The sequence below is a fragment of the Kosakonia sp. YIM B13588 genome (assembly GCF_042788165.1).
GTDB lineage: Bacteria > Pseudomonadota > Gammaproteobacteria > Enterobacterales > Enterobacteriaceae > Kosakonia > Kosakonia sacchari.
In genome coordinates, this window is the sequence record NZ_JBHZPO010000001.1 from 514,392 (window position 1) to 528,726 (window position 14,335).

Here is a 14,335-nt window from a genome sequence, read left to right on the forward strand (position 1 = left end):
CGCATTTTTTTCGCTTTACCGTCGATTTCGTGCCCTCGATTTATCCCTTTGTGCTGCGTTGCATAATGCCGAGCGCGGTGAGCATCAACGCCAGCCCGGTGAGCAGCGTCAGTGTGGCCATCGCCATCCCCTGACCTACCGAGCCTTGCTCGAATTGCCGCCAGATAAATACCGCCACGGTTTGTGTACCCGCCGGAGCCAGCAACAGCGAGGTGACCAGCTCGCGCGAGGCAATGGCGAACACCATTAACATGGAAGCGAGCATTGCCGGGAAAATCAGCGGCAGTACAATCAGCCGCAGCGCCTGAAACGCGCTGGCACCGTGAACCCGCGCGGCAGGCTCCAGATTGCCGCCCAACTGGCGCATAGCGCTGCCGATATAACGCACCGGCCACGGCAACAGCAGGCAGCAGTAAGAGAGGAGCAAAATTGCCCAGCTGTTGTAGGGTGAAACCGGCCAGAAACTGCGGTTCCACAGCAAAATCAAGCCAACGCCAACCACCACGCCGGGCAACGCGGCGGGCATCAGCGATAGCGCATCCATTACCGAGCGCCCTTTTATCTTCTGCATCACCACCAACCAGGCCGCGCACAAGCCCAGCGCGCCGGTAATAAGCGCCGCGCCGAATGCCAGCGACAAACTGGTGCCCAGCGCGGGCAGCGCGTCACCGCGCTGGGCGAACAGCGCCGCAAAATGTTTCACCGTGAGATTATCCAGCGACACGCCGCCGGAAAGCGTGGCGCTGAAGCCGGTTAGTGCCATCGACAATCCCGGTAGCACCACGGCGAGAAAGCCGACCGCCGCCATCACCAGCAGTACCGGCAAGGCGGCAACACCGAGTTTCGCTCCGACATGTTCGGTCGGTTTTCCGGACACGCTGGTGACATCTTTATCGCCGGTCAGTTTGCGCTGCAGCCACCATCCGCATAGCGCAATGGCGATCAGCACCACCGACAGCAGCGACGCGCCGGGCAAATCGATCGGCCAGTCGGCGAGTTTCTCTTCGATACCGACCGTCAGCATCACCACGCCGGAACGGGTGCCCAGTGCGGCGGGCACGCCATACTCTTCCACCGCCAGCGTGAACGCCAGCAACATACCTGCCGCCAGCGCCGGAGAAAGTAACGGCAGCGTGATATGGCAAAAAGCGCGCCACGGCGTGGCGCCATGAACGCGGGCGACTTGTGCCAGGCGCTGCCCGCTGGCGAGCAAACTGCGCGATACGGCAAAGTAAACCACCGGAAAAATATTCAGCGTCATCACCAGAATGATACCGCTCTTGCTAAACAGCAGATTATTGAGATCCAGCCCGGTGAGCTGCATCAGGTAGCCCTGGGTTTGCAACACCAGCATCCACGACAGCGCGGCAATATAGGGCGGGGTTAAGAAGGGAATCAAAAACAGCAGATCCCACAGTTTCGGGCACGGTAAATCAAATAAGCCGCGCGCGACGCCGAGCGGTAAGCCAATCAGCGCGCTGCAAAGCGCCACACCGCAGGCAATTTGCAGTGTGCCAACGAACATGGCGGGCAGTTGCGGCTCGGCCAGCAATGTGGGGATGGCGGAAAAAGCGCCGCCAAACTCGCCCGCGCTAAAGTGCGGAAATACCGCCTGCAAGAGAATAAACAGCAGCGGCAGCGCGACCAGTATCAGCAGCAGCGCCAGCGTTGCTTGCGCAATTAATCTTTGGTTCACAACGGGTATCCTGAAAGCGGGGTTGCCCCCGCGAAAATCGAAAGGATTACTGTGCAAAGAGCGCGTTAAAGCGCTTCAGCACTTCGCCGCGTTCGCTGGTGCCGCTGCTTTGTGTCGGCAATATTTTTAGCTCAGTAAATAGCGGACGTTTCGCTTCCACGTCCGTGCGGGCCGGCATCAGCCAGGCATCGGCGACCATTTTCTGCCCTTCCGGTGACAGCACGTAATCGATAAACGCTTTGGCATCGTCGGCATGATGAGTGGTTTTAAGGATCATCATGGGGCGCGGAGCGATGACGGTGCCGCTGGCCGGGAAGATCACTTTCAGCGATTCGCCCTGCGCGATATTGCCATACGTCACATAGTCGACCGCGCCAAACACCGCCGCTTTCGCCCCTTGCATCACCGGCGTTACCGCCTGGGCGTTCGGACCGCTCACCACCATGCCGTTCTTTTTCAGCGCATCGAACAACTGCCAGGCGCGGTCGCCCATGCCATTTTGCAGACCGATCAGCAGATCAAGCGATGCGCCGGAAAGTGACGGATCCGGCGTAGTCACTTTGTCTTTAAAGTCTGGAGAAGTCAGATCATTCCACTCTTTTGGCTCCGGGGTGCCGCTCTTGGTGTTCCAGACAATCCCCAGTGCGGAGATGCCCTGCGCCACATAGTCGGCGCTTTTTAACGTCTGCGGCACATTTCCGGCATTGGCACTGGTAAACGGCAGCAGCCAGCCACGATTATGCAGATCTTCGGCGGTGTCCCATGAGGCAGAAATCAGAATATCGGCCTGCGGATTGGCCTGTTCAGCTTCCAGACGCGCCATCACTTTACCGGTGGTGGCCTGGAAGATATTGACTTTAACGCCGGTTTTTTGCTCAAAGCCGCTGGCCAGGCTTTTTGCCAGCGAGCCAGGACCGGCTGTGTATACAGTCAGCGCGTGCGCGCTGGACACCATCATCGACGACAGCACCATGGCTAAAGCGACTCCTTTTTTCACGGACAGTAAGGCTTTCATGCAATTTCCCCTGAGGATGAAGTAACGGTTCGTACAGATTCAACGGTCCCGGATGCTAAATGCACAATGCGATCGGCAAGTAGCTGTGCTTCGCGGTGGTCATGAGTGACATACACGGCGGTGGTGCCGAGCTGGCGCAGCAGACGCGCCATCTCAAGACATAAGGATTCGCGCAGCGCGGTGTCGAGGTTGGAGAGCGGCTCGTCGAACAACAGAACGCTGGGTTCGGCAACAATGGCGCGCGCCAGCGCAACGCGCTGTTGCTGCCCGCCGGAAAGACCTGCGGGTTTACGCCCGGCCAATTCCGCCAGCCCAACCCTTTCCAGCGCCTGCGATACGCGCAGTTCGCGCTCTGCGCGCGGTACGTTGCGCATTTTCAGCGGGAAAGCGACGTTTTGCACGACGCTCATATGCGGCCACAGCGCGTAATCCTGAAATACCATGCCGATGTCGCGTGCTTCCGGCGGTAGCGTCCAGCCCGCTTTCGCCACCAGGCGATCGCCAAACCAGATCTCACCTTCCGCCGGTTCACTCAGCCCCGCCAGCAAGCGCAGCAACGTGCTTTTGCCGCAGCCGGACGGGCCGAGCAGCGCGACAATGCTGCCAGGTTGAATATGTAAATCGATGTGATTAAGAACGGTATATGCGCCAAAGGCGTAGGAAACGCCTTGTAAGCGGATGTCTGTGAATGCGCTCATCCACGCCCTCCCGTAGCAGAAAGCCGTGACGTTCCCGTGGTCTTCATCCGACGGGGCGCATCCACCTGCACAAAAGTCAGGGGAGCAAACATATTGTTATCCTCTTTGGGATTTGATTGCGGCTGACTATAGGCAGCGAATATGACGAAGAAATGACGTCAATATTGCGCATTGATTTTTAACTGAATGTCTAAACTGATAGGCATATTCCCGCACTCAAGTCGAAAAGGATCCCCCGTGCGCATCGCGACGATCACCAATTTTGCTTATACCGCGACCGTGGTATTAACGCTGACCTCCGGCGTGGCGCTGTTTATGGCGTCGAATGCGGAACGTGCCGAGCGTGACGCCGTGGCGCAAAACCGCATTTTCGACGAGTTGATAGACGATCTGGAAAAAGAGGCTTACGCGCTGAGTGAACTGGCGCGTGAAGCGGTGATCAAAAAGCAGCCGGAAGTGATTCAAAGCTGGAAAACCCGCCAGCAGCAGGATGTCGACCTGGAAAATCATCTGGTTGCCCTGCGTGACCGCGGCGCTTCCGATGAAGAGCTACTGATCCTGCGCGATGGGCTGTCGACGCTGGATCAGCTTGAAGATGAGCAGCGCATCGCCATTGCCGATATTGACGCCGGAAAAACGGACGAGGCGATGAATCTTTTGTATAGCGCAAGCTATGAAGAGCGGCTTTCCGAAACGGAGTACCGTTTCGCCCACTTCCGCAGCCTGTCGGATCAGCGTGTCCAGACGGCGATAACCGAAGCAACTGACCGCTCTTTACGCTTGCGTACGTTGTCAGAAATTATGGTCGGGCTGACCGCGCTACTGTTCCTGTTTGTGCTCGGTTTTATTATCAAACACCGCATTTTGCGCCCGGTGGTGACGTTAAGCGATGTGGTTAACCGCCTGGCGACTCAGGATTACAATGTGGAAGCGCCGGTGCTGGCGCAGGTCGATGAGATTGGCGATATGGCACAGGCGATCCGCATATTTCGCGAAAATGGCCTGACCCGCCAGCGGCTGGAACAGGAGCGTGATGCGGAGTGGGCCACACGTACCTTGCTGGCGCGAATGACGCAGCGGCTGCAGGGGTGTGATTCCCATAGCGCGATTTTTCGTGTGGTCAGCCGCTTTGCACCGCAAATCATCCCCGATATGGGCGGCCGGTTGTTTGTACTCAATTCCCGCACTAAGCGCATGAAATGTGTGGCGCGCTGGGGTTTGCCGCCGGGCGAAGATGCCCCCTTCCCGGCTGAACACTGCTGGGCGTTAAAACGTGGGCAGTTGCATAGCCCGGCGAAAGGCGGCGTTGATATGCCCTGTGAACATATCAAACCTGAGCTCGCTTCCCGCGCGATTTGCGTGCCGCTTAATGCGCAGAATAAAAGCATTGGTTTGCTCACCTTCGATAACTACACGCCGGACAAAGAGCCGCCCTATATCTACCTGGAACTGCTGGCGGAAACGCTGGCGCTGGCGCTGGCAAACCAGATCCTGCGCGATACCTTGACGGAACGCGCCATGCACGACTCGTTGACCGGCTTGTTCAACCGCCACAGCCTGGATGAGACGCTGCGCAACATGCTCGACCAGGCGATGGTGGAAGGCACAACGCTGAGCTGTTTGATGGTCGACGTGGATTATTTCAAAAAGCTCAACGATCAATATGGTCACGACGCGGGTGACAAAGTGCTGCGCGAGTTGTCACGGTTGATTACCGAAACGCTGGATGACAACAGTGTTGCGTTCCGCTATGGCGGTGAAGAGTTCCTGCTTGTTCTGCCCGGCGCGGATGAAGTACAGGCGAAAAAAGTGGCTGAGACGCTGCTGCATAATGTCCTCAATCATCACATGTTGTATGAATCACAGGATATTGGCCCGGTGTCTGTTTCTATTGGGCTGGCGACCTGGCCGCGCCACGCGCGCGCGGATAATCTGGTGCGGGCGGCCGACCTGGCGCTCTATCTGGCGAAAGAACAAGGTCGCGGCCAGATTGTGGTGGCCAGGAGTGCCGGATAATGCGCCTTGCCTTGATTTTGCTGCTTGTTCGGTCATTTAATGGCAGAAACGTTTACACAGAGGAACCGCTATGAGCTATTTCCGCCCGGTGGCGTTAGAACATGCCAGCCGCCTGCTAAACCACGGTCCGACCATTCTGATTACCAGCCGCGATGAGCAGATTGACCGGCGCAATGTGATGGCAGCCGCGTGGTCGATGCCGGTTGAATTCTCTCCGCCGCGCATAGCAATAGTGGTGGATAAAAGCGCCTGGTCGCGCGAATTAATTGAACGCAGCGGTATGTTTGGCATTGTGGTGCCGGGCGTAGCGGCAACCAACTGGAGTTACGCGGTCGGCAGCGTCACCGGGCGCGATGAAGATAAGTTTAATTGCTATGGCATTCCCGCGTTCGCCGGGCCGGTGCTGGGCTTACCGGTTATCGAAGAGAAGTGCCTGGCGTGGATGGAGTGCCGTTTGCTTCCGCCGACCGCCGCGCAGGAGAAATATGACACGCTGTTTGGCGAAGTGGTTTCCGCCGCCGCCGATGAACGGGCGTTTATCAACGGGCGCTGGCACTTTGATGACGATAAGCTGAACACCATTCATCACCTTGGCGGCGGCACATTCGTCGCCAGCGGCAAGCGCATTACCGCTGGCGAGTAACGAAGCATTTACTCCGGCAGTGCCTCGATCCAGTTCATCGTCAGTTCTGGCCAGACCGCTGCCGGTAGGTGTTTCACACCGCGTACGCCAAACCCATGCTGCCCTTTACTGAACAGATGCAATTCGGTGAGCACGTTATTCGCATGCAGCACGTTGAACATCACCAGCGAGTTGGCAACCGGCACGGAGGGATCGTCCACGGCATGCAGCAAAAATGTCGGTGGGGTTTGCGCGGTGACATTCTGTTCCGGCGAGTAGTGTTTGATCTGCTCCGCCGTTGGCGTTTCGCCAATAAGCGCTTTTCGCGAGCCGGCGTGGGCAATCGCCTGATCCATTGAAATCACCGGATAACCCAACACCACAAAATCTGGCCGCGCGTGCTGGTTATCAATGTTGTCCACCGGCGTGTAAACCTTCTCGTCGTAACGCGTTTCCAGACTTGCCGCAACGTGCCCGCCCGCAGAAAAACCCATTACACCGATTTTTTTCGCATTGAGATGGCGTGATTCCGCCTGCGCGCGCAAGGTACGCAACGCACGTTGTGCATCCGCCAGCGGTGCGTTTGAACCTTCGGCGTGGCCATCTTCCGGCATGCGGTAGGTCATCACAAATAAGGTGTAACCGCGCGCATTGAATGGCGCGGCTAAATCACTGCCCTCTTTATCCAGCACCACGCGTTTATAGGAGCCACCCGGAATCACCAGAATGGCAATACCGTTGGGTTTTTGCGGTTGATAAACGGTGATTTGTGGCGCGCGGATGCCGGTCACAGCGCGGTCAGGAAGCGCAGGATCTTTACTGCGTTCGGTTAACACGAAACTGACCGGGCTATTTTTGGCGCCTGGCGCATCGCCCTGCGGCCAGATAGAAAAACTCTCTTGAGCGGCAAATGAAGGGTGCGAAAAAAGGAGCAGCGCGAATGTCAGTGAACTGAGTTTCCGGAACATAATCATCTCCATGTCAAAGATGCTTATGTACCATTAACCCGGTAAATGAAATTCGAGCCGCTCCACAGAACAATGTTTTACTAAAAATGAAAAACACTTCAGGGTAGCGCTAACAACAAACAACTAATAAATCGCCACAGGGTTGATGTTGACCTGTGTTGAACCGGTGTACAGCGGTTGGCCAAGGACGAACAAGAATTCCCAAACTTGTTTGCCTACCAGTGGACGTGTGTCGATCAACTCCAGGTTATAGATCCCCCGTTTTGCTAACAGATATTGATTGATCGGGAATTCCTCCTTAGTTGCAGGGTTTGGATACACTTCAGACGCCCAGGTATCGCCGCCAAACGCGACGATCTGCTGGTCCGCCAGCCATTTTGCTGCTTCCATGCCGATACCAGGCTCCTTTTCCAGAAACTGTTTATTGTCTTTACCAACAAGTTCCAGCCATCCTGTGTTAAATAAAACGATATCGCCTTTCTTTAAGGTTAATCCCTGGTTTTTTAATACTGACTGAATATCCTCGACGCTAAACTCTGTGCCGCCGGGAACAATCTTTTGTTTATAATAAGTGGTCATATCTAACACCACGCCTCGCGTTACCATCGGCGGGACTTTTTCAATGCCTAATTTTTTAACACCATCAATAGTGACGAAATCCACCGCTTTATTGCCGTTGTAATAGATATTATTAATGCCGATATGGCCGATTCCGTTTAATTGCGTACCCACGCCTGTCCATGCGTTGACCAGTTCATCGTTAAAGGTGAATTTATTCGGCCCAAGCGTTTTCCCATCCTGCTGGCCGGGCTGAATATTGTAGAGATGAAAACTGCGGTGGCGAAACGCCGGGAAATTCTTATCAATTGGCACCGCCAGCGGCACCACAACGCCTTGTTTTACAAGGTGAACGGCTTGTAAAACCACTTCGGGCGTGAGCAAGTTCGCGGCACCTATTTCGTCATTTGCACCATAAATTGAGGGATACCAGTTTTGTGATTCCGCTACAGGTTCTGTAGCTTGCAACGGCAATGCTGCAAACAGGGGCAATAATAATATGAAAGAACGGGATGGCTTCATGAAAGACGTTCCTTGTTTACTATGTTGCTGACAAAATTAATCGAATCAGCGCTTTCCGTGATAATTATAGTGCTCTGGTTTTTAGCCTGAGCGAGATAATAAAAACTCTAGAATTGTATTTAAGATCGCGCAAATATGAATTTTCTGAAAGAAAAAATAATGAAAAAACTGATGCGCTTACATGCATAATCAGATTGCCGCGTATTATATATTCCTGGCGGTAGTTCAAACTAACAACAGTATTTTTTACCTATTGATAAAAAAAAGCCCGCGCAACAGGCGCAGGCGGCAGGAAATCTACAGTGAATAGCCAGGCTTCTTGATAAGCGTGTCAATATGCGGCGCAATCTCGGTGTCCCACACCAGCGCTTTCCAGTCGTCCGGCGTGACTTCGTTAAGGGCGACGCTGACAGCGCTATCTTTGCTGTTTAAATGGCGAATAATCACCTCAGCGATATCGCTCGCCAGCGCGGTTTTTTGCTCCTCGGTCAGATCGCGGGGAAAACATTTGATATCAACGTGCGGCATAGCAAACTCCTTGTTTTATAAAGAGAGTGACAGTAGCACAAGTGACTGCTCATTGCGCCGCCTACAGGTTATCAAAGTGTGACAATTCTGGCTGTTATCTTTGATCTTTTTAGCAGCGCACAGAGGCCGTAAGCCAGGGTAAAAGCCAGCAAGGAATAAGCAATGATATAAAGATAACGGTTCGCTCCAGGGATGATTCTCAACAGCTTTTCATGAATAAACGCGCTGTGTACTTCCACGACAAAGATGTTGTGTACAAGGTAGATCCCTAACACACTGTCACTCACATTACTGACCCAGCGCGGCAAGGCGTTAATATTCAGATTAACCACAAATAAAAACAAACCGACCGATGTGATAAGTAATAATAGGTTATAAAACTTACCATAAAAGATGGCAATTCCCGCGCTGGACGAAATGAACGCCAATATTAGCAATGCGGTAATTGCCACGATTAATGTCATAATATGCGCAACGGAGAATGGCCTGAGGATTGGTTTAACCAGCCCGAGATAACCGCCAATTAAAAAACAGATCAGTCCTTCGGGTTGGAAAGGAATGAGTAAGTTAAATGCAAATAGCGAGAAATGGAAACTGGCTTCAGTCCATGCATTGATTAATGTCAGGTTGGCAATGATCACCATTAATACAACAACTTTGAGAATTTCATTTGCGCGTTCTTTCTTAAAAGCATGTCGCATTAAAGGCGTAAAAACATACAGCGGGATAATGGCAAATATAAACCAGAGCGGTGTTGCTTCCGTGGTGACTTTGCTGATATTCAGGTAATTAAAAAGATCTATTTCCGGCATATCGGTAAATCGACTTATCCACCAGGTGTCATAGGCGTAATAAAAGAGTAACCAGAAAATCAATACACCAACGATGCTTTTAATTTTGGCAATGACATAGTTCGCTTGATTTTCGTGTTTGTTATTTAATAAAAAATAGCCGCTACAGATAAAAAACAGGGCAACACCAGATAGCCCTGCCTGTCTGAAAAAGCACAACACGACATCGCTTTCGTCGCGATTGAGAAAAAACAACGTCACGTGCGCCAGGATGACAAGAAAGATGGCGAGTATCTTCAGGAGGTCGATGGAAGCAATTCTCATAGCCACCTCTCCTACAGCGATAAGATGAAGTGCGTAATCTTAGTTGCCAGCCTTTCCATGCCTAATTTTGAAGGGTGCAAACCATCGGAAATCACGCCAGTTGTATTACTGGTCATAATATCCATATTGAGTTCGTTAAAGCCGGAGTTCTTTTGCAGATCGAGATAAGGTATGGAATATTCCTCACACTTTTCTCTGCTAGCGTTACAATAATCGGCCAGATAATATCCTTTGGCATTTTTTTGCCTATGACCACGCGCAATTGAAACGGGTGTCGTAACAACAAACCCTACTCTGGCCAACGGATATTTTTTTATGACCCCGGTAAGCAGTAGATCCATTGCGCCATAAAAGGTTAATGACGTTTTATCGTTTCTGTCGCCTATTTCGGTGCCGCCTTCCGAGCCGAAGTTAAAACCGAAATCATTGCCTCCACCCCAGATAGTAATAAGGTCAGGATCTTCCCCCATGGTTTTATAGCGTAAGCAGATAGCGGAATTATCATGCTCATTTTTTTGCGCGATACAGGTTCCACCAATACCATAGTTTGTCCAGTGTGCCAGCCCTAAATTCTCTGCAACGATTGGTTGATACCATCCTCGTTCTGTTATGCTGTCGCCAAGTGTAAACCATGAACCACCTTTCAAATACGAATGAATATATTCCATCACTTTCACCCTGTTAAATTACTATTCCGATTTTGCTGTAAAGATGCAATATTGCGTCGACTACGAAAATTCGCCAAATGTTGTCTCATATAAGCGGGGCGATTTCAAATTATTTTTTCTCGCCCTCTGTTTATATACCGCTTCAACTTATACGAGATGCTAAGAATATTAAAATAATCCGAAATTACGGGTTAACGGATAATTTCATTATTTCGCAGCACGGTTTGCAATTGCGGTAACTGGCATACCGCATCGGCGATGGCGGTAATATTTGGCGCGTGCTCGGCAAACCATGCATGACGCGGCCCCCATGTGCGCATAACGCAAAGATAAATATCCAGCAACGTCAGTTGTTGGCCAAAAGCATAAGGTGCCGCCTGCAATTGCGTGTCGAGCCACAAATAGAGCGATTTACGGTACTTCTGGCAATTTTCTACCAGTTGATCCGGCGCATCCGCAGCCCAGCGTTCCGGGTAATCGGCGTAGGTAAAAGTGGGATAGACATTCGCGACGAGCCACACCAGCAGCCGCCAGAATTGCTGGCGTTGCGCGGTGCCGGCGGCGGGAGCGAAATCCGGGCGCTGGTCAAGGATCATCAGCGCTACGGCGGCGGATTCCGTCATCACGCTGCCATCATCCAGTTGCAGGGTTGGTACCTGGCACAACGGGTTTAATTTTCGCAGGGTATCTTGCTGTGGGCCGGGCTTGTCGAAGCCATCGACATTGACGAAGTGATAAGGGATCTCTGCCAGCGTCAGCATCACTTCGCTGATGGCCGATCCCCAGCCGGGAACACCATAAACCGTAATCATAAGGGCTCCTTAAGTTCAGGATGAGCCTTAAGCTTAGGTCAAACTGGCGAGAAATTCGTCAACTTGTTGAGGCGTGGTAAGGCGGACAAAGCGCAAATGCTGATAGCGCGGATCGGCCATATACCGCGCATAACGTTCACGGTTTTGGCGCCAGGTCTTTAGCGACCAGAGAATGATCGACTCGCGGCTCAAAAAAGCGCGACGCAGGCTTTCGCGATTGCCGGTTCCCGGCCATAACTCCTGTTCACTTCTGGCGCGTGCAATGGCGCGCAGCGTCACCTGGCGCAACGTGCGCCAGAAGCCGTAATCGACCCACACCACCAGATCAACGTTCCGCCATTTAATGTCGCGGCTGCGGTTATAGTTGCCATCGAGCACCCAGCCGGGTTGTTCCAGCAATTTTTCCAGGCGCGAATACAACTCCTCATCCGGCGTCCCCTGCCAGTTGGAACGCCAGTAAAGCAGATCCATTTCGATGTAAGGCACATTGAGCTGGCTGGCCAGACGTTTCGCTAGCGTCGATTTTCCGCTGCCGCTGGTGCCGATAACATTAATTCTCATGAGATCACGCTGATTCCCGTTCAATAAAGTGAAAACCGATATCCACGATCTCCTCCCCGGAACTTGTCCCTTCGATACGCTCCATCAGCAGGGTTGCCGCGCGCTGGCCAATGATTTGCCTGTCGACGCTCACCGTGGTGATGGCGGGATTATTCCCGGCGGCGAAATCGAGATCGCCAAAACCAATAACCGCCACATCCTGCGGTACGCGCAGGCCACGGGCTTGCGCTTCAACAATGGCCCCCTGCGCCAGCGTGTCGGAGCTGCAAACAATCACGTCGGACTCACCCAGCGCCAGTAACTGCGACAACCCTTCGCGCCCTGAGGTAAAGCGTGCCGGCAGCGCCACATCCACACTGAGCGGATCGGTAATGCCATGACGCGCCAGCGTTTCACACAGCCCTGCTTTACGCTGCGAGGCGCGCTTATCAACCGTCCATAGCAACCCTGGACGGCGATACCCTTTGCGCAGCAGATATTCTGCGGTAGCCTGCCCCACTTTCTCATGCGAAAAACCGACCAGCATATCCAGCGGTGTGGGCGTTAAATCCCAGATTTCCACTACCGGCACACTGGCGTTGAGGATCACTTTTTTCAAATCGGTTGAGTGGTGAATACCGGTCAGCACAATGCCATCCGGGCGGCGCGACAACAGCGCTGCGACCAGCTCCGCTTCGGTTTGCTGGGTATAACCGGCGACGCACAGCAGCATATGATAACCGCGCTTAGCCAGTTCATCGCTGATGGCCTGGATCGTATCGACAAACATATTGTTGTTAATCTGCGGGACAACCACGGCAATCAATTTGCTGCGACGCGACGCCAGGCCACCTGCCAGCGCATTCGGGATATAGCCCGTTGCTTTAACGGCGGCGAGCACTTTTTCCACCGTTTTTGGGCGCACCAGTTGCGGCGTGTTAAGCGCCCTACTTACGGTCATTGAGGAAAGCCCCGCAGCACGGGCAACATCTTCCAGCGTGGGCGCGCGCGGCGGCACAGGACGGGCGGTTTTCGACATGTTCACTCACAGAGAACCAGACGGTTATTGGCTATTAATAATTTGAGTTTTTGTATTATACCCTTTTCTCCTTTCATTACCTGTCGACCCTCATAAATCAGTGAGTTAACACGCATATTACTCACAAAATGTTATCGCTATCATTTTGAAGTGTGACGAGACATCATCGCCTAAAAAATGTGATTAACGTAGCAATAATCCCCATTTTTAGCGCTAAGTTTGTGATCGCTTGTACAAAATTTTCTCGTTTCACTGGTGATTATTTTTTTGTCGATCTACAAATGTTAGCGCAAACATTATTGTTGTTCACAGGAGCAAAACCATGACCGTAAGTGCTAATTCCGATGCTGTAACCTACGCCCGCGCGTCCGGTGTCAAAACCGCGGCTGAAACCGGCGACCGCATCGAGTGGGTAAAACTTTCCCTCGCCTTTTTACCGCTGGCGACGCCGGTAAGTGATGCGAAAGTGCTGACCGGGCGGCAAAAACCGCTGACCGAAGTGGCGATTATTATTGCCGAAATCCGCAGCCGCGACGGTTTTGAAGGCGTCGGTTTTAGCTATTCCAAACGCGCCGGCGGCCAGGGGATTTACGCCCATGCCAAAGAGATTGCCGATAACCTGCTCGGCGAAGATCCGAACGATATCGACAAGATTTACACCAAGCTATTGTGGGCAGGTGCCTCCGTTGGGCGCAGCGGCATGGCGGTGCAGGCCATCTCCCCTATCGATATTGCGCTGTGGGATATGAAAGCCAAACGCGCCGGTTTACCGCTGGCGAAGCTGCTCGGCGCGCATCGCGACTCCGTGCAGTGCTACAACACCTCGGGCGGTTTCCTGCATACGCCGCTGGATCAGGTGTTGAAAAACGTCATTATCTCGCGTGAAAACGGCATCGGCGGTATCAAAATCAAAGTTGGCCAGCCGGACACCAAAGAGGACATTCGCCGCCTTACCGCTGTACGTGAAGCGCTGGGTGATGACTTCCCGCTGATGGTGGATGCCAACCAGCAATGGGATCGCGAAACGGCGATTCGTATGGGACGCCAGATGGAGAAATTTAACCTTATCTGGATTGAAGAGCCGCTCGATGCTTACGATGTTGAAGGCCACGCCCAGCTTGCTGCGGCGCTGGATACGCCGATCGCCACCGGCGAGATGCTCACCAGTTTTCGCGAACATGAGCAACTGATCCTCGGTAACGCCAGTGATTTTGTGCAACCAGACGCACCGCGTGTTGGCGGCATCTCGCCGTTCCTGAAAATCATGGATCTGGCGGCTAAGCACAACCGCAAACTGGCACCGCATTTTGCCATGGAAGTGCACTTGCACCTTTCCGCCGCCTACCCGCTGGAACCGTGGCTGGAGCATTTCGAATGGCTGAATCCGTTGTTTAACGAACAGCTGGAACTGCGCGATGGCCGAATGTATGTCTCCGACCGCCACGGTCTGGGCTTCACGCTGAGCGAACAGGCACGCGCCTGGACTCAGCAAAGCTGCGAATTCGGCAAACGCCCATAACAATAGATTGCGGACGGGA

At 53.2% G+C, this 14,335-nt stretch carries 14 protein-coding genes; 3 read left to right on the forward strand and 11 right to left on the reverse strand.

Annotation, left to right across the window (positions count from 1 at the left end; genetic code table 11):
• Window positions 1–40 precede the first annotated feature (40 nt).
• The 3 genes from ACFX4U_RS02430 to ACFX4U_RS02440 are packed head-to-tail and all read right to left on the reverse strand — an operon-like array spanning window position 41 to window position 3,409.
• On the reverse strand, window positions 41–1,696 hold the full coding sequence (locus tag ACFX4U_RS02430) for an iron ABC transporter permease (protein WP_313508914.1): 1,656 nt from the start codon (window positions 1,694–1,696) through the stop codon (window positions 41–43).
• 46 nt (window positions 1,697–1,742) lie between these two features.
• The gene (locus tag ACFX4U_RS02435; protein ID WP_313508911.1) at window positions 1,743–2,711 is read right to left on the reverse strand and encodes an ABC transporter substrate-binding protein; all 969 of its coding nucleotides are present in this window, start codon (window positions 2,709–2,711) and stop codon (window positions 1,743–1,745) included.
• Complete coding sequence (locus ACFX4U_RS02440) at window positions 2,708–3,409, reverse strand: ABC transporter ATP-binding protein (protein ID WP_313508909.1); 702 nt, start codon at window positions 3,407–3,409, stop codon at window positions 2,708–2,710. The genes ACFX4U_RS02435 and ACFX4U_RS02440 overlap by 4 nt, the downstream gene beginning before the upstream one ends.
• Window positions 3,410–3,646: 237 nt before the next feature.
• Here ACFX4U_RS02440 and ACFX4U_RS02445 point away from each other — a divergent pair, with 237 nt between their 5' ends.
• Both ACFX4U_RS02445 and ACFX4U_RS02450 read left to right on the forward strand, forming a co-directional pair.
• On the forward strand, window positions 3,647–5,425 hold the full coding sequence (locus ACFX4U_RS02445; protein ID WP_313508907.1) for a diguanylate cyclase: 1,779 nt from the start codon (window positions 3,647–3,649) through the stop codon (window positions 5,423–5,425).
• A 70-nt stretch (window positions 5,426–5,495) separates the two neighbouring features.
• The gene (locus tag ACFX4U_RS02450; protein ID WP_313508904.1) at window positions 5,496–6,068 is read left to right on the forward strand and encodes a flavin reductase family protein; all 573 of its coding nucleotides are present in this window, start codon (window positions 5,496–5,498) and stop codon (window positions 6,066–6,068) included.
• A gap of 8 nt (window positions 6,069–6,076) precedes the next feature.
• On the opposite strand, the gene ACFX4U_RS02455 is transcribed toward ACFX4U_RS02450, so the two are convergent.
• From ACFX4U_RS02455 to ACFX4U_RS02490, 8 genes are all read right to left on the reverse strand, one after another.
• Window positions 6,077–7,015, reverse strand: coding sequence for an alpha/beta hydrolase (locus ACFX4U_RS02455; RefSeq protein WP_313508902.1), 939 nt, complete (start codon window positions 7,013–7,015; stop codon window positions 6,077–6,079).
• Between the two features lie 123 nt (window positions 7,016–7,138).
• Complete coding sequence (locus ACFX4U_RS02460) at window positions 7,139–8,095, reverse strand: cyclase family protein (RefSeq protein ID WP_313508900.1); 957 nt, start codon at window positions 8,093–8,095, stop codon at window positions 7,139–7,141.
• Between the two features lie 297 nt (window positions 8,096–8,392).
• Window positions 8,393–8,623 (reverse strand): tautomerase PptA, encoded by a 231-nt coding sequence (gene pptA / locus ACFX4U_RS02465; protein ID WP_313508899.1) that lies wholly within the window; start codon window positions 8,621–8,623, stop codon window positions 8,393–8,395.
• 71 nt (window positions 8,624–8,694) lie between these two features.
• Window positions 8,695–9,738 carry an acyltransferase family protein gene (locus tag ACFX4U_RS02470; protein WP_313508896.1) on the reverse strand — a complete coding sequence of 348 codons (1,044 nt, stop codon included), beginning with the start codon at window positions 9,736–9,738 and terminating at the stop codon, window positions 8,695–8,697.
• Window positions 9,739–9,749: 11 nt separating this feature from the next.
• Window positions 9,750–10,406 (reverse strand): SGNH/GDSL hydrolase family protein, encoded by a 657-nt coding sequence (locus tag ACFX4U_RS02475; protein WP_305736037.1) that lies wholly within the window; start codon window positions 10,404–10,406, stop codon window positions 9,750–9,752.
• Window positions 10,407–10,597: 191 nt separating this feature from the next.
• On the reverse strand, window positions 10,598–11,218 hold the full coding sequence (locus ACFX4U_RS02480) for a glutathione S-transferase family protein (RefSeq protein WP_305736036.1): 621 nt from the start codon (window positions 11,216–11,218) through the stop codon (window positions 10,598–10,600).
• 33 nt (window positions 11,219–11,251) lie between these two features.
• Window positions 11,252–11,779, reverse strand: coding sequence for an AAA family ATPase (locus ACFX4U_RS02485; protein ID WP_313508887.1), 528 nt, complete (start codon window positions 11,777–11,779; stop codon window positions 11,252–11,254).
• A 4-nt stretch (window positions 11,780–11,783) separates the two neighbouring features.
• Window positions 11,784–12,797, reverse strand: a complete 1,014-nt coding sequence (locus ACFX4U_RS02490) for a LacI family DNA-binding transcriptional regulator (protein WP_200550965.1) — start codon at window positions 12,795–12,797, stop codon at window positions 11,784–11,786.
• Window positions 12,798–13,119: 322 nt separating this feature from the next.
• Here ACFX4U_RS02490 and ACFX4U_RS02495 point away from each other — a divergent pair, with 322 nt between their 5' ends.
• Window positions 13,120–14,316, forward strand: a complete 1,197-nt coding sequence (locus tag ACFX4U_RS02495; RefSeq protein WP_017456892.1) for an L-talarate/galactarate dehydratase — start codon at window positions 13,120–13,122, stop codon at window positions 14,314–14,316.
• The last annotated feature ends 19 nt before the right edge of the window (window positions 14,317–14,335 follow it).